16 protein-coding genes are annotated in these 14,673 nt (G+C 49.0%); 4 read left to right on the top strand and 12 right to left on the bottom strand.

The window, feature by feature from the left end:
• A partial coding sequence (locus tag A8L45_RS13560) for a DJ-1/PfpI family protein (RefSeq protein WP_175401983.1) occupies positions 1-397 on the top strand: 397 nt, incomplete at its 5' end.
• Between the two features lie 93 nt (positions 398-490).
• Here the strand turns inward: A8L45_RS13560 and thiI are convergent.
• From thiI to pomA, 3 genes are all read right to left on the bottom strand, one after another.
• Entirely contained in the window at positions 491-1,936 is a 1,446-nt protein-coding gene (gene thiI, locus A8L45_RS13555) for a tRNA uracil 4-sulfurtransferase ThiI (protein WP_068903160.1), read from the bottom strand.
• Positions 1,937-2,080: 144 nt separating this feature from the next.
• Positions 2,081-3,022, bottom strand: coding sequence for a flagellar motor protein MotB (locus A8L45_RS13550; RefSeq protein ID WP_068903151.1), 942 nt, complete (start codon positions 3,020-3,022; stop codon positions 2,081-2,083).
• Positions 3,023-3,031: 9 nt separating this feature from the next.
• Entirely contained in the window at positions 3,032-3,793 is a 762-nt protein-coding gene (pomA, locus tag A8L45_RS13545; RefSeq protein ID WP_068903149.1) for a flagellar motor protein PomA, read from the bottom strand.
• Between the two features lie 223 nt (positions 3,794-4,016).
• Between pomA and xseB the strand changes: the two genes are divergently transcribed.
• The 3 genes from xseB to dxs are packed head-to-tail and all read left to right on the top strand — an operon-like array spanning position 4,017 to position 7,037.
• Positions 4,017-4,262, top strand: coding sequence for an exodeoxyribonuclease VII small subunit (gene xseB, locus A8L45_RS13540; protein ID WP_068903146.1), 246 nt, complete (start codon positions 4,017-4,019; stop codon positions 4,260-4,262).
• Positions 4,255-5,148 (top strand): (2E,6E)-farnesyl diphosphate synthase, encoded by an 894-nt coding sequence (ispA, locus tag A8L45_RS13535; RefSeq protein ID WP_068903144.1) that lies wholly within the window; start codon positions 4,255-4,257, stop codon positions 5,146-5,148. The genes xseB and ispA overlap by 8 nt, the downstream gene beginning before the upstream one ends.
• Before the next feature lie 26 nt (positions 5,149-5,174).
• The gene (dxs, locus tag A8L45_RS13530) at positions 5,175-7,037 is read left to right on the top strand and encodes a 1-deoxy-D-xylulose-5-phosphate synthase (RefSeq protein WP_068903142.1); all 1,863 of its coding nucleotides are present in this window, start codon (positions 5,175-5,177) and stop codon (positions 7,035-7,037) included.
• 61 nt (positions 7,038-7,098) lie between these two features.
• Here dxs and pgpA read toward each other — a convergent pair whose 3' ends face one another.
• The 9 genes from pgpA to glyA form a co-directional block, all read right to left on the bottom strand.
• Positions 7,099-7,587: a phosphatidylglycerophosphatase A gene (gene pgpA / locus A8L45_RS13525; protein ID WP_068903140.1), complete on the bottom strand. Its 489-nt coding sequence runs from the start codon at positions 7,585-7,587 to the stop codon at positions 7,099-7,101.
• Positions 7,584-8,561 (bottom strand): thiamine-phosphate kinase, encoded by a 978-nt coding sequence (gene thiL, locus A8L45_RS13520; protein ID WP_068903138.1) that lies wholly within the window; start codon positions 8,559-8,561, stop codon positions 7,584-7,586. Before thiL ends, pgpA begins: the two co-directional genes overlap by 4 nt.
• A gap of 74 nt (positions 8,562-8,635) precedes the next feature.
• The gene (gene nusB / locus A8L45_RS13515) at positions 8,636-9,091 is read right to left on the bottom strand and encodes a transcription antitermination factor NusB (protein ID WP_068903136.1); all 456 of its coding nucleotides are present in this window, start codon (positions 9,089-9,091) and stop codon (positions 8,636-8,638) included.
• A 12-nt stretch (positions 9,092-9,103) separates the two neighbouring features.
• Positions 9,104-9,574 carry a 6,7-dimethyl-8-ribityllumazine synthase gene (ribH, locus tag A8L45_RS13510; RefSeq protein ID WP_068903134.1) on the bottom strand — a complete coding sequence of 157 codons (471 nt, stop codon included), beginning with the start codon at positions 9,572-9,574 and terminating at the stop codon, positions 9,104-9,106.
• Positions 9,575-9,799: 225 nt separating this feature from the next.
• Positions 9,800-10,909, bottom strand: coding sequence for a bifunctional 3,4-dihydroxy-2-butanone-4-phosphate synthase/GTP cyclohydrolase II (gene ribBA / locus A8L45_RS13505; protein ID WP_068903132.1), 1,110 nt, complete (start codon positions 10,907-10,909; stop codon positions 9,800-9,802).
• A 19-nt stretch (positions 10,910-10,928) separates the two neighbouring features.
• Complete coding sequence (locus A8L45_RS13500; protein ID WP_068903130.1) at positions 10,929-11,588, bottom strand: riboflavin synthase; 660 nt, start codon at positions 11,586-11,588, stop codon at positions 10,929-10,931.
• A 17-nt stretch (positions 11,589-11,605) separates the two neighbouring features.
• The gene (gene ribD / locus A8L45_RS13495) at positions 11,606-12,724 is read right to left on the bottom strand and encodes a bifunctional diaminohydroxyphosphoribosylaminopyrimidine deaminase/5-amino-6-(5-phosphoribosylamino)uracil reductase RibD (protein ID WP_068903158.1); all 1,119 of its coding nucleotides are present in this window, start codon (positions 12,722-12,724) and stop codon (positions 11,606-11,608) included.
• An 11-nt stretch (positions 12,725-12,735) separates the two neighbouring features.
• The gene (gene nrdR, locus A8L45_RS13490; protein ID WP_068903128.1) at positions 12,736-13,185 is read right to left on the bottom strand and encodes a transcriptional regulator NrdR; all 450 of its coding nucleotides are present in this window, start codon (positions 13,183-13,185) and stop codon (positions 12,736-12,738) included.
• Positions 13,186-13,343: 158 nt separating this feature from the next.
• Complete coding sequence (gene glyA / locus A8L45_RS13485) at positions 13,344-14,594, bottom strand: serine hydroxymethyltransferase (protein WP_068903126.1); 1,251 nt, start codon at positions 14,592-14,594, stop codon at positions 13,344-13,346.
• Between the last annotated feature and the right edge of the window lie 79 nt (positions 14,595-14,673).

Raw genomic sequence — 14,673 nt, 5'->3', positions numbered from 1 at the left:
CATCGTACTGCCCGGCGGCGTCGAAGGAGCCACCTGTCTTGGGGATAGCGCACTGGTGGTTGAAATGTTAAAGCAACAGCAGTGTGACCAGAAATGGGTAGCCGCGATCTGTGCAGCGCCGGCATTGGTACTGGAGAAAAACGGGCTATTCCCCGATGCGTATAAAAGTTGTCATCCTGCTTTCATTGAGCAGATACCGGAGGCCAAACGAAATACCCGCCGAGTTATGAATGACAAAGACCACAAACTTATCACCAGCCAAGGGCCGGGAAGTGCATTGGAGTTCGCAGTCGAAATTGTCCTCACATTGGCTGGTAAGGAAAAAGCGGCTGAAGTGGTTGCGCCTATGACAGTGATACCGAACCTCAACTACGACAAAAAGTTTGCGGTTCTCTAAATTATTTACGGTTCTTTAAATTAAAGACAGCTATCAGTGAACACTGAATAAAAAAACCGGCTGAATGCCGGTTTTTTTATATCTAATAAGAGATTACGGGCGATATACCTTGACGTTATCGTAACCATTCTCTTTTAAGTACAAGGCTTGAAGACGGCTCATTACACCTCGATCGCAATAGAGCAGATAGGTTTTGCTCTGGTCGAGGTCACCGAATTTAGTCGCCAGCCTGAAAAATGGAATATGGGCGATAGAGACACCTTTAACACTAAGCGGTCTCTCGTCCTCTTCTTCTGGGCTTCGGATATCCAGCACAATATGGTCAGAGTTGATCTCTTCGACCATCTCAACTTCAGGTGCCTGCTCTTGGCTTCTCTTAGCTATTTCACGAATATCAGTGATACGAGCGTCGTAAATCACTTTTTCCAGCACACCAAAATCAAACTTGGCTTCTTCTGCTTCCAGTTTTTCTTTTGCCGCTTTCACCGTTGGGTTACGTGAGATCACGCCGCAATACTCAGGCATTGTCTTAGCGAAGTCTGCAGTACCAATTTCGCGGGCAACATTGATAATGTCTTCTTTATCCCAGTTGATCAGGGGACGAAGAACAAGGCTGTCAGAGACATTATCGATCATTCGGAGGTTAGTCAGTGTCTGGCTTGAGACCTGCCCAAGCGCTTCACCCGTGACAAGGGCCTGAATACCGGTTTTTTCGGCAATCATAGATGCAGCACGCATAAACATACGCTTGAGAACCACACCCATCTGACCGTCATCAACATTCTCAAGAATTTCAGCAACCACTGGCTCAAAGTCAACAGAGATGAATTTTACTTTGGCTGAAGAACCGAACTTATTCCAAAGGTAATAAGCCGTCTGCTGCACACCAATTTCATGAGCTGCACCACCAAGATTGAAGAAGCAATAATGCACCTTGCTGCCACGTTTGATGTGTAGATAGCTGGATACACCAGAATCAAAACCGCCAGAGATCAGGCTAAGGACATCTTCTTGGGTACCTAAAGGCATGCCACCTAAGCCATTATGACGGCGACGGACTACATTGAGTTTATCGCGATCCACCTCAAGGTGAACCGTAACTTCAGGGTTTTTCAGCTGAACTCTGGCAGACTCAAGTTTGTTTAATCCACCGCCGACATACCGCTCAACTTCAATCGATGTAAAGTCATGCGAGCCGCGACGTTTTGCACGAACACAAAATGTCTTTCCCTCAACCTGATCACGAACGGCTTCGAGTGTGATCTCGAAGATATTGTGCAGGTCAGTGAAGGGAGTCTGCTCCACTTCAAGCACATGGTGAATACCTGGAGTATTGGTTAGCACTTCAAGAGCGATCTCGCGATCGGTGTCGTGCTTTAGCGAAACCTCGATGTGGTCACGACGATTAAACACCGCCATGGAGCAGGACTTACGCTTGAGAACATTACGGATGTTACATTCCAGAATTTTCGTGAAGCGTTTCCTTACAGACTCACTTTTGACCATCACTTCAGGATGAATTTTAACGATAAATTTCATTTCAGGTTTCGCTACAACTACAACAAAGCCGCGGATTATACATGAAGCATACAACATCTGAAACCGGATAAACGGACAAAAAAACAGCACCATGGGTGCTGTTTTAAAATCCTCATTAAATTCATGGTATTCTCACTCACTCAATTAAGAATCAGGTTCCATTGTCGCCGTCTCAACCTCTTCAGATTCCATCGCCTTACCTTGCATTATGGAAATCTCGACCCGGCGATTTAATGAACGATTCTCGGCAGAATCGTTAGGCACCAGCGGTCTGGATGAAGCGGCTCCTTCAATACGCAGTCGTGATGCATCAAATCCCTCCACTTTCTCCATTTCAAGAGAGACAGAAACGGCTCTCTGGGCAGATAAATCGAGGTTTGAACGATACAGTTCTGAATCAAGCGGCGTATCATCTGTATGACCAGAAACGCGGATCTCACCCGGTACATCTTTTATGATCCGAGTTATTTTCTGAATCATCGGCCTAAATTTGGGCTGGAGAAACGCAGAGCCTGTTGGGAACATCCCCTTTTCTTTGATCCGAATGACAAACTGCTGACCCAGATTTTCAGCATCAATGGCCCCTTCTTCAATCTCCTTCTTCAATGCCTGCATCATCATCTGCGCGGCACTGGAAGACTGGGAGGCGCTTTGGGCATCTTCAGCATCTTTCAGCTTTTCTGACTGAGTAGCCATATCCGCTGTTGCACCACCTGAGTTATCTCCTTCAGCATCCCTTTGTGTACCACCAGAGCGATCAGACTCCCCCTCCTGAAATGTGAGAGAGCGTTGCGTCATGTCTATGGTTTGCTGCATGATAACTTCAATCGGTGTCGGTTCAGGACGGCCGGGACGGAACTCCTGCGCAATCACACTGGTTCCCTTTGGAATATCTTTAACCTCAAGCAGATTCTGCACACCAAAGGCAAACTTCATCGAACCGGCAATCTGACGGAACTTCATCACATCCATCTCTGAGAAAGACAGCAGAAGTACGAAGAAGCACATCAGCAGTGACATCAGATCCGCGAAGGTTCCCATCCATGCGGGTAGCCCGGGGGGGGGACATTTGCATTCTTCTTCCATACTCAGTCCCTACCCATCAACGTCAACGGTGCGTTTTTTCTCGTTGAGGTAATTTTTCAAGTAACTGTCCAATACACGCGGATTCTGTCCATCCTGAATTGCCAACAGTCCGTCCATGATCAAAAGACGGTTCATTTTTTCCTGATCTTTACGGAGCTTGAGTTTGTCCGCAATAGGAATAGCGACCATGTTTGCTAGCATCGCACCATAAAGTGTGGTCAAGAGTGCAACTGCCATTGCAGGACCGATAGCTTTAGGGTCATCCATGTTCGATAACATCGCAACCAGACCAACCAGAGTACCAATCATACCCATCGCAGGTGCTACGTCGGCAAGGTTGGTATAAAAACTGGCCCCCGAGTCGTGCCGCTCTTCTGTAAGCCCAATATCTTTTGCCAGTGTCATTCTGACAACTTCGCCGTCATGGCCGTCAACCAACATATCGACGCCTTTCTTCATGAAGGAGTTAGCCACCTCCATTTCTTCCAAAGCGAGGAAACCGCCTTTTCGGGCTGCGTCAGCCATTTCAACCAATTTTGCTATCAGTTCTTCAGGGTCGTCTGCAGCAAACATAAATGCCTTTCCCGCGATACCAAAAGCACCGAGAAATTGAGGCAAGGTAAATTTCATCATTACTACGCAAAGGCTACCGCCAAATACGATAAGTGCGGATGGTGCATCAGCAAACATGCTTAATTCACCACCGAGCAACATTGCCATCAGTACGAATGCAAACGAACCAAGGACTCCGAGAAGTGTAGCCAGATCCAAAGCAATACCCCTTTACAAAACAAATGTAACAAAAAAACTAAAGGTGTTGAGAAACGCGAAGAGTTTATCAGTTAAAAGATATATCGGCAGTATAGACAGGAGATTTAGTGCGCAAAAGTAACACAAGAAAAATCCCTGCCATACACATTATTTCATGCTAGGGTTTGACCCCTATCTGGCACTGCGTTAACTTCACAGCCAAATTAGGAAAAACAAGATTACTATGGCAGCTAAGAAACCTGAGAAGATGGCATTTGAGGAGATCCTCAAAGAGCTTGATACTATCGTACAAGGACTGGAAGGTGGCGAATTACCTCTGGATTCAGCGTTAAAACAGTTTGAGCGGGGCATAACGCTTGCACGTCAAGGTCAAAAAACGTTGACTGACGCCGAACAACGCGTTCAGATCCTGCTCAGTCAGGATGATAAAGGCCCATTGACAGAATTTTCGCCGGAAAACGATGACTGACCTCTCTTCGATGCTGACAAAGTGCCAAACGCGGAGTAACAAGACGCTTAGTGATTGGTTAGATAACCTCCAATTTCCTGAACAACGCCTAATAAAGGCGATGAAGCATGGAGTATTGCTTGGCGGCAAGCGGGTCAGACCCTTTCTGGTTTACGCGACAGGCAGCATGTTTGGCGCGTCAGAGCCAGATTTAGACACGCCGGCCGCCGCCGTAGAATGCATCCACGCTTACTCATTGATCCATGACGATCTTCCTGCGATGGATGACGATGCACTGCGCAGAGGGCAACCGACCTGTCATGTCGCGTTTGACGAAGCAACCGCGATTCTTGCAGGCGATGCCCTGCAAACACTGGCTTTCACTATTCTCTCTGAAGGGCCACTTTCAGTTGATGCAGAACCGCATCGTATCGCGATGGTACGCGAGCTAGCTGCCGCTTCAGGTGCCAGTGGTATGTGTTTGGGTCAGGCGCTCGATTTGGCGGCAGAAGGTAAATCTGTTGATCTGAATACCCTTGAGCTGATACATAACAATAAGACAGGTGCACTAATTAAGTGTGCCGTTCGTATTGGAGCTTATGCTGCAGGAGATAGAGGGATTGCATGCCTGCCTGAACTGGATCGGTTTGCTGATGCAATTGGCCTCGCCTTTCAGGTGCAGGACGACATTCTCGACATCACAGGTGATACCGCAACACTGGGTAAACCCCAAGGATCTGATGTTGCCGCAGAGAAAAGTACTTACCCTGCCCTGCTCGGTCTTGACGGTGCAAAGCAAAAAGCAGACGAGCTATACAAGGAAGGGCTACACGCATTGCAGTCAATACAATACAATACAACACAACTGGAAGTTTTTGCCCGATATATCATCGAGCGCAATAGCTAATTATTCTTTACGCGCCGAATCCCTATATGACTTTGGATATATCAAAATACCCGACACTCGCATTAGCAGACACACCAGACGAGCTGAGAACCTTACCCAGTTCCATGCTGCCAAAGCTTTGTGAGGAGTTGAGGACTTATTTATTAAACAGTGTCAGCCACTCGAGCGGACACTTCGCATCAGGACTGGGAGCAGTAGAGCTCACTGTCGCTCTTCATTTTGTCTACAACACGCCCTTTGACCGTCTCATCTGGGATGTCGGTCATCAAGCATACCCTCACAAGATCCTGACAGGACGCCGAGAAAAGATGACGTCTATCCGCCAGAAAGATGGTTTACACCCCTTTCCATGGCGTGGTGAGAGTGAGTACGACGTATTGTCGGTTGGTCACAGTTCGACGTCCATCAGTGCAGCGCTTGGTATGGCTATTGCGGCCGAAAAGGAAGACAAAGGACGGCGAGTAGTCAGCGTAATTGGCGATGGTGCTATTACTGCAGGTATGGCATTTGAAGCCATGAACCATGCAGGTGACGTGCACAATGACATGTTGGTGATCCTAAACGACAACGAAATGTCGATTTCGGAAAATGTTGGGGCACTTAACAATCACCTTGCTCAATTGCTTTCAGGCAACCTCTACACGTCAATCCGTGAGGGCGGTAAGAAAGTACTCTCTGGCACCCCGTCAATCAAAGAGCTGGTTCGCCGCGCCGAAGAACACCTCAAAGGCATGGTCGTACCCGGCACCTTGTTTGAAGAACTTGGTTTCAACTACATCGGACCGATTGACGGCCATGATGTCGAAGAGCTGGTCAAAACAATCAAGAACATGCGTAGCCTCAAGGGCCCGCAGTTTCTGCATGTTATGACTAAAAAAGGTAAAGGTTACGAGCCTGCAGAGAAAGATCCGATTGGCTACCATGCTGTACCGAGATTTGATCCGTCAGAAAATACCTTACCGAAAAGCAAAGCAGGCAAACCAACGTTCTCTAACATCTTTGGCGATTGGCTTTGCGATATGGCCGAGCAGGACGAAAAATTGTTGGCAATTACCCCAGCAATGCGTGAAGGCTCCGGCATGGTGCGTTTTTCAAAAACGTATCCGAAACAATATTTTGACGTGGCGATTGCAGAGCAACACGCGGTGACGCTGGGCGCAGGTATGGCAATCGGTGGCTACAATCCCGTTGTCGCAATCTATTCAACCTTCCTGCAGCGAGGCTATGACCAGCTGATTCACGATGTTGCCATTATGAACTTACCTGTCATGTTTGCGATTGATCGTGGCGGATTAGTAGGTGCAGACGGTCAAACCCATCAGGGAGCCTTTGATCTGAGCTTTATGCGCTGTATTCCAAACATGGTCGTGATGACACCGAGTGATGAAAACGAATGCCGTCAGATGCTGTACACAGGCCATAAACATCAAGGTCCCTCTGCTGTGCGCTATCCTAGAGGTGCTGGCTGTGGGGCCAACATTGAACCTGAGATGACAGAGCTGCCCATAGGTAAAGGTGTGATCCGTCGTCAGGGCGAAAAGGTCGCTATCTTGAACTTCGGCACCTTGATGCCAGGTGCTATGAAAGCCGCTGAGGCACTGAATGCCACTGTTGTCGACATGCGCTTCGTCAAACCACTCGATCAGCAACTGATCAGTGAGCTGGCCGAGGCACACGACGTTCTGGTTACAGTCGAAGAAAATGCGATTGCGGGCGGAGCGGGTTCAGGGGTGGTTGAATATCTGATGCAGACCCGCCAGGTTAAACCAGTATTACAAATTGGCCTACCCGACAAATTCATCCATCAAGGGACGCAACAGGAACTCCATGCCGAACTGGAGCTGGATGGCGAGGGTATCGAGACGCAAATCCGTCGTTACCTTGATTAGTTAGCCCAGTTAAATAAGCATAAAAAACGCGCATATTGCGCCGTTTTTTTATGCTTGACGTTTAAGCCAGTAGCCACCAATGATTGACCAGCCAGAGTGACACCATGGCCATGAGTCCGGCGACAATATCATCAAGCATGATCCCGATGCCGCCATGCACCTTTTTATCCAACAAGTTGATTGGCCACGGTTTAACCATATCGAAAAAGCGAAACAGCAGAAAGCCTGCCATCACTACCTGCCATTGTGTCGATGGTACCAATAACATGGTGATCCAAAAGCCGACAAATTCATCCCAGACAATACTGCCGTGATCATGAACTCGCATATCTGAGGAGGTTCTGCCGCAGAGATAAACACCCAAAACGCTACCTGCCACAACAGCGAAGAGCAGTGTCCACCAGCCAAATTGCATCAGGAGAAAATAAAATGGTACTGCAGCCAAGGTTCCCATGGTGCCGGGAATAACTGGCGACAGACCAGAGCCAAATCCGGTCGCCAGAAGGTGAACAGGATTCGACAACCGAATTAAAGAAGTAGGATTAGTCACTCATTACTCCGAAAATGGTCCCAGCCAGCCAGTGTCCAGTCAACGGTTTCACCCTGCCAATTGATAGCCAGCTCTTTGCCTGAGCGGACCTGTCCCACGCATACCGCCTTAGTACCACAATGTGACAGAGCAGTATCCACCGCTCCCCTGTGGCTTTCAGGTACAGTAAAGCAAAGCTCATACTCTTCACCACTGGTCAGGGCTATTTTTGCCGCATTAACGGGGTCACTTTCTAATGCCTTAAGCGCGTCAGAAACGGGTAAACAGTCAGCTTCTAGGACGGCACCCACGCCACTGGCTGAGAGAATGTGCGGCAAATCAGCGACCAGGCCGTCAGAAATATCCAACGCGGCGGATGCAATACCTCGCAAAGATTGCCCAGCAAGCACACGAGGCTGACGATAATAGTGCCGATGGACAAACTCACCTGCCCCCGCCACAGACATTTCTCTTTGCCCAAGAATAAAATCAAGTCCGGTGGCACTGTCTCCAAGCTCACCCGTCACATATATCCAGTCACCCACTTTTGCACCGCTGCGCGTCAGTGCCTGTCCCGAAGGAAGGTAGCCCTGCATCGTTATCGTAATGCTCAGTGGCCCTTTGGTCGTATCACCACCCACCAATTGAACATGAAAATATTCTGCCAGTGCATAAAAGCCTTTGCAAAATGAAGCAACCCATTGTTCATCGCTGTCAGGCAGGGTCAGTGCCAACGAACACCATGCTGGCATCGCCCCCATGGCAGCCAAATCACTGAGGTTTGCGGCAAGTGCCTTGTGAGCAACCCATTCAGGATTGGCACCGGCGAGAAAATGAACACCAGCAACCAGCGTATCAGTTGTCACAACTAACTGGCAGTTTTCAGGAACCGTAATAAGTGCAGCGTCATCACCAATGCCCAGATCCACATCGTGTCTTGAGACAGGCTGTGTGGAAAAGTAGCGGCTGATGATATCAAACTCATTTCCAGACATATCCGTATCCGATTTCATTCTTAGATAACTAAAAAGGCCAGCATGGCTGGCCTTTTCTATATTAGTGTGTGTTCTTATTTCTTACGAAGCGTTGGAGCCGCTTTGTCGAGAACACCATTCACAAACTTGTGGCTATCTTCAGCACCGAAGCGTTTCGCAAGTTCGATGGCCTCATTGATCACCACTTTGAATGGGACATCTTCCCGCTTTGCCATTTCATAAACAGCCAGGCGAAGAAGGGCATGTTCCATTTCATCAAGATCCTGAAGCGGACGCGACAGATAAGGACGCATTTTGCTGTCCAATTCCTGATGACTCAGTACAACACCAGAGAACAGATCACGGAAATATTCAACGTCCGTATCAGGCTGACGAAGACGTGGCTCGTCGGCTTGATGCTCTTCTTCTTCATAGTTTTCGGCAGCCAGAAACTGAGCTTCAATTTCTGCAATGTTGCCGTGTGACAGTTGCCACGAATAGATCGCCTGTAATGCAAAGTGGCGTGCGTTACGCCGTGCGGCTGGTTTCACGATAACCCCCGTTTAGGATTCGATTTGGGACAGGACATTGACCATTTCAAGCGCGCTTTGTGCAGCCTCTGCCCCTTTATTACCAGCCTTGGTACCAGCGCGTTCGATAGCTTGTTCAATGGTATCTACAGTCAGCACACCGAAAGCAACAGGAGTATCAAACTCCAGTGCAACCTGTGCCAACCCTTTGTTACATTCTCCGGCTACATAGTCAAAGTGTGGCGTGCCGCCGCGAATGACAGAGCCAAGTGCAATGATGGCGTCATAACGATCGCTTTTTGCAACACGCTGGGCAACAAGTGGTAACTCGTACGCGCCAGGACAACGAACCACGGTGATGTTTTCTTCACTCACCTGGCCCTGACGTTTCAGTGCATCGACTGCACCTTCCAGCAGGCTTTCATTAATAAAGCTGTTAAAGCGAGAAATAACGATAGCAACTTTAGCGTTGGGTGCTGCAAATGCACCTTCGATCACCTTCATGGGCCTTCCTGTGACTTAATTTATCCGGATTGAAAAACCGCCGGATTCTAACACACTTTTATCAGCCAATCCCAGTACAACCTTGGGTAATGAATGACTAAGACGGTAACAGACCATGTTACTGACCTATCTGGCAGACATCAGGGTATCGCAGCAGTTTTCTTCCATCAGTTAAAACAAAAAACGCGGCAATATGCCGCGTTTGACAATATTGTTGACGTTCGGTTACTGGCTAACGTACTCAACCACTTTCAAACCAAACCCAGATAGCGCATGGTACCGCTTGTTTGGCGAAGACAGCAAGCGCATTTCTGTTACGTCAAGATCAGCCAAAATCTGGGAACCCACGCCAACCCGACGAGAGGTGCCTTGCCATTTTGCACCCTTTGGTCGTTCACCTTTATCCTGCGCACCAAACACACGCAACTTTTCAACCAAGGATTCAGTGCTTTCCTCTTTACCCAAGAGCACAAGCACGCCGCCTTCAGCACTGAGTCGTTTCATTGCATCAGTCAAAGACCAGCTTCGCTCGGCTGCTCTGTCAGTATGTAACAGATCGGTCAGTGTGTCTTGCAGGTGAACGCGAACCAGAGTTGGTTGGTTATCAACCTCACCTTTACGCAACGCGTAATGCAGCTGATTATCAATGGTGTCGCGGTAAGCAATCAGGTCAAACTCACCAAACTCTGTCGGTAGCTTACACTCAGCAACGCGCTCTATGGTGGTCTCATTGTTATTGCGGTATTCGATCAGATCCGCAATGGTTCCCAGCTTGATACCGTGTTTCTCGCCAAACTTTTCCAGATCAGGACGACGGGCCATGGTGCCATCTTCATTCAGGATCTCGACAATCACGGCAGACGGACCAAAACCACCCAACCGGGCAAGATCACAACCTGCTTCAGTGTGACCAGCGCGGGTCAGTACGCCGCCCTCCTGAGCCATCAGTGGGAAAATATGACCGGGCTGAACAAGATCAGCGGCCTTGGCATCGGGAGCCACGGCGGCTTCAACGGTGCGTGAGCGATCGGCTGCTGAAATACCGGTCGTGACGCCTTCAGCCGCTTCTATCGATACGGTGAAAGCGGTTGAAAATTGTGCATTATTGTCTGACACCATTAGCGGCAAACCCAGCTTCTCGCAGCGGTCCTGCGTCATGGTCAGACAAATCAAACCCCGGCCATAGGTGGCCATAAAGTTTATCGCTTCAGGGGTGATTTGCTCTGCGGCAATGATCAAGTCACCTTCATTTTCGCGGTCTTCATCATCCATCAGGATAACCATTTTACCCTGACGAATGTCTTCAATGATTTCTTCTGTACTGCTAATCGCCATTTGTCTGCTCTTCAATGAACTATTTTAAGAAACCTGATTCAGCAAGCTTAGCCATAGTAAGACTACTTTGCGCAGGTTGGCTGGCCTTATCCCCCAAAACCAACCGCTCCAGATAACGGGCAATCACATCAACTTCGATGTTGACTGTCTGGCCTGCCTGATAATGCTCTATCGTCGTTTCAGATGCGGTATGAGGCACTATAGTAAGCCTGAAGCGCGCGCCGTCAACGGCATTCACTGTCAGACTGATACCGTCAACGGTCACAGAGCCTTTTTCAGCCAGATATTTCGCTAGAGAGGCAGGTGCCTCAAGCCAGAATTCAATCGCACGGCCACTTACCTGACGAGAAACCACAGTCGCAATGCCATCAACATGACCGGACACTATGTGGCCGCCAAATCGGGTGGTCGGTAACATAGCTTTCTCAAGGTTCACTTTCTGGCCCGGCTGGTAATGGGCAAACGCCGTTCGGTTCAGTGTTTCGCAGGAAAGGTCTGCAACATAGCCCTTGCCAGTCAGTGATACCACAGTCAGACACACACCATTGGTGGCGATGCTGTCGCCAAGCTTGACATCTGACATGTCTAAGCCGTGGCTATCAACGGTCAGAGATATGTCCTGACCTTTTGGGGTTACAGCCCGGATCACTCCGACTGTTTCGATAATTCCTGTAAACATAACTTCAATTCGTTCTGTTAGTGCTTGCGTTGCCGCAGGATGAGGCGGATATCGTTACCTATGCGGGTAACATCGTCGAGATCAAATTCTGGGATATCAGCCATAGAGGTCAGTCCGCGCATGGCTAACAAAGGCCGTCCATCTTCGCCGATCAGTTTAGGCGCCTGATACACAATGAGTTCATCAACCAGGTTTGCTTCAAGCAGTGCACCCGCTAATGTGGCTCCTGCTTCAACCCAAATGTGATTGATTCCCTTTTTTGCCAATGAACGCATAAGCTGTAAGAGATCAAAGCCAGTTTCCGACGCAGAACTTTGAATCTGTTGCACGTTGTCCCCGGTCAGTGTCGTACTTTGTGTCTGGTTGACCAAAATAATCTCACCCGGCAGAGAGAACAGCTGTGCTTGTGGTGTCACTTTATTGCTACGGTCAAGGATCACACGTATTGGTTGGCGAACTTTTTCTTTGTCGTAAACCTGCCGATCTGGCTCCGGCAACTGCTCCCAACGGACATTGAGTGATGGGTCATCATCAAGCACTGTCCGGCTTGTAGATAGCACAGCACTTGCCTGTGCCCTGAAACGCTGAACATCAGATCTGGCATCAGGACCAGTGATCCACTTACTTTCGCCATTTGCCAAAGCGGTTCGGCCATCGAGTGTTGAGGCAAGCTTCAACTGTACGTAGGGCATACCCGTGGTCATCAACTTGATGAACGGAGCATTCAAGCGCTCGGCGGTTTGTTGCAGTAAACCAACATCAACCTCAATCCCCGCTTGTCTTATGCGCTCAATACCTCGGCCAGCGACATCAGGGTTAGGATCAACCATGGCGCATACCACGCGTGATACACCAGCTTTAATCAATGCATCAGCACAGGGTGGTGTTCGGCCATAGTGAGAACAGGGTTCAAGTGTGACATAAGCCGTTGCGCCTGCCGCACGTTCACCTGCATCTCTCAGAGCATACACCTCGGCATGCGGTTCGCCAGCGCGCTGATGGTAGCCTTCGCCAACCACTTCCCCATCCAAGGTGATCACACATCCTACTTTGGGGTTAGGTGAAGTGGTAAAACGTCCGCGTGCTGCCAAATCCAGAGCACGCTCCATCATTTGGCTGTCAAAGTCTGAAAATATGGCCTGCATGATCACTTCTCAAGACGGGCAATTTCTTCCCCGAACTCCCGAATATCTTCAAAACTATGATAAACGGAAGCAAAGCGGATATAGGCAACTTTATCGAGCTCTTTTAGGGCTTCCATTACTAGATTTCCGACCATATTGGAGGACACTTCTCTCTCCCCTGTGGCACGGATCTTCGTTCTTATCGCGTTTATAGCCTTTTCAATATCATCGGTACTGACAGGGCGTTTTTCCAACGCGCGCTGGATACCACCGATCAACTTGTCTTCATTAAACGGCTCACGGTTACCATTATTTTTAATAATACGCGGCATGACCAGTTCCGCCGTTTCAAACGTCGTGTAGCGCTCGCTACAGGCGATGCACTGGCGACGGCGACGCACCTGGTGGCCATCAGCCACCAGTCTGGAATCTATGACTTTGGTGTCATTTGCACCACAAAATGGACAGTGCATTATTCCTCCTTAGCTACATTGGCATCAGTGTAACTCATTTGGCGATCAGGGGCAGTTCATAATGGGGTAACGAGGCAAAATTCTGGCTGTCTTAACAAAAAAAGACACCCTGAGGGTGTCTTTATGTTGTTTCGTTTTTTACCTGATTTGTCTGAGTGTTACGGATACACAGGCAGACGGCTGCAAATTTCAAGCACCTTGGCTTTGGTCGCCTCAATAACGGCAGCATCTTCAATGTTATCCAGCACGTCACACATCCAGCCAGCAAGGTCACGAGAGTCCTGCTCTGTGAAGCCACGACGGGTGATCGCAGGCGTACCGATACGGATACCTGATGTCACGAACGGACTGCGAGGATCATTCGGCACGCTATTTTTATTTACGGTAATGTTCGCTGCGCCCAATGCCGCATCTGCTTCTTTACCAGTGATGTTTTTCTCAATCAAATCAACGAGGAACAGGTGGTTCTCCGTGCTACCTGAAACGATGTTGTAGCCACGGTTAAGAAACTCACTGACCATCGCCTGAGCATTATCAACAACACGTTGCTGATAAGCCTTAAATTCCGGCTCCATTGCTTCTTTGAATGCTACAGCTTTCGCTGCGATAACATGCATCAGCGGGCCACCCTGGCCACCCGGGAATACCGCTGAATTGAATTTCTTGTACAGGTCTTCACCCGCATTTGACAGGATCAGACCACCACGCGGGCCAGCCAATGTCTTATGCGTCGTCGTTGTGACCACATGCGCGTGTGGAAGAGGCGTCGGGTAAACACCTGCAGCAACCAGTCCAGCAACATGCGCCATGTCTACTAACAGGTATGCCTCGACTTTATCAGCGATTTCACGCATACGTGCCCAGTCAACAATTTGAGAGTAAGCAGAGAAACCACCGATGATCATCTTAGGTTTATGTTCCAGTGCCAACGCTTCCATCTCGTCGTAGTTAATTTGGCCACTCTCATCAATGCCATAAGGGACGACATTGTAGTGTTTGCCGGAGAAGTTGACCGGAGAGCCATGTGTGAGATGACCGCCATGAGCCAGACTCATTCCCAGCACGGTATCGCCCGGATTAAGGAGTGCCATGAAGACTGCACTGTTTGCTTGTGACCCTGAATGAGGCTGAACATTGGCATATTCACAGTCAAATAGCTGGCAGGCACGATCAATGGCCAGCGCTTCTGCTTTGTCGACAAACTCACAGCCACCGTAGTAACGCTTACCCGGATAACCTTCAGCGTATTTATTCGTCAGTTGCGAGCCCTGAGCCTCCATGACACGAGGACTGGTATAGTTTTCTGACGCAATCAGTTCGATGTGCTCTTCCTGACGGGCCGTTTCTTCCTCGATCGCGGCGAACAATTCCGGATCATAATCAGCGATATTCATATCACGCTTTAACATCTGTCTCTCCTGCCTCAGATTTATTCTCAGGCTCAAGGTCACCCGAGAGCCACTCTTTGTGTGAGTGGCGGTAAAAAAC

This window comes from Veronia pacifica, assembly GCF_001707825.1.
Lineage (GTDB): Bacteria > Pseudomonadota > Gammaproteobacteria > Enterobacterales > Vibrionaceae > Veronia > Veronia pacifica.
This window is presented reverse-complemented; position numbering and strand designations above follow the sequence as displayed.

What these genes read in the sequence shown, in the direction of transcription:
- thiI (WP_068903160.1), bottom strand. Translation starts at nt 1,936, where the DNA reads ATGAAATTTATCGTTAAAATTCATCCTGAAGTGATGGTCAAAAGTGAG.
- A8L45_RS13550 (WP_068903151.1), bottom strand. Translation starts at nt 3,022, where the DNA reads ATGGAAGAAGAATGCAAATGTCCCCCCCCCGGGCTACCCGCATGGATG.
- xseB (WP_068903146.1), top strand. Translation starts at nt 4,017, where the DNA reads ATGGCAGCTAAGAAACCTGAGAAGATGGCATTTGAGGAGATCCTCAAA.
- ispA (WP_068903144.1), top strand. Translation starts at nt 4,255, where the DNA reads ATGACTGACCTCTCTTCGATGCTGACAAAGTGCCAAACGCGGAGTAAC.
- dxs (WP_068903142.1), top strand. Translation starts at nt 5,175, where the DNA reads ATGACTTTGGATATATCAAAATACCCGACACTCGCATTAGCAGACACA.
- thiL (WP_068903138.1), bottom strand. Translation starts at nt 8,561, where the DNA reads ATGTCTGGAAATGAGTTTGATATCATCAGCCGCTACTTTTCCACACAG.
- ribH (WP_068903134.1), bottom strand. Translation starts at nt 9,574, where the DNA reads ATGAAGGTGATCGAAGGTGCATTTGCAGCACCCAACGCTAAAGTTGCT.
- ribBA (WP_068903132.1), bottom strand. Translation starts at nt 10,909, where the DNA reads ATGGCGATTAGCAGTACAGAAGAAATCATTGAAGACATTCGTCAGGGT.
- A8L45_RS13500 (WP_068903130.1), bottom strand. Translation starts at nt 11,588, where the DNA reads ATGTTTACAGGAATTATCGAAACAGTCGGAGTGATCCGGGCTGTAACC.
- nrdR (WP_068903128.1), bottom strand. Translation starts at nt 13,185, where the DNA reads ATGCACTGTCCATTTTGTGGTGCAAATGACACCAAAGTCATAGATTCC.
- glyA (WP_068903126.1), bottom strand. Translation starts at nt 14,594, where the DNA reads ATGTTAAAGCGTGATATGAATATCGCTGATTATGATCCGGAATTGTTC.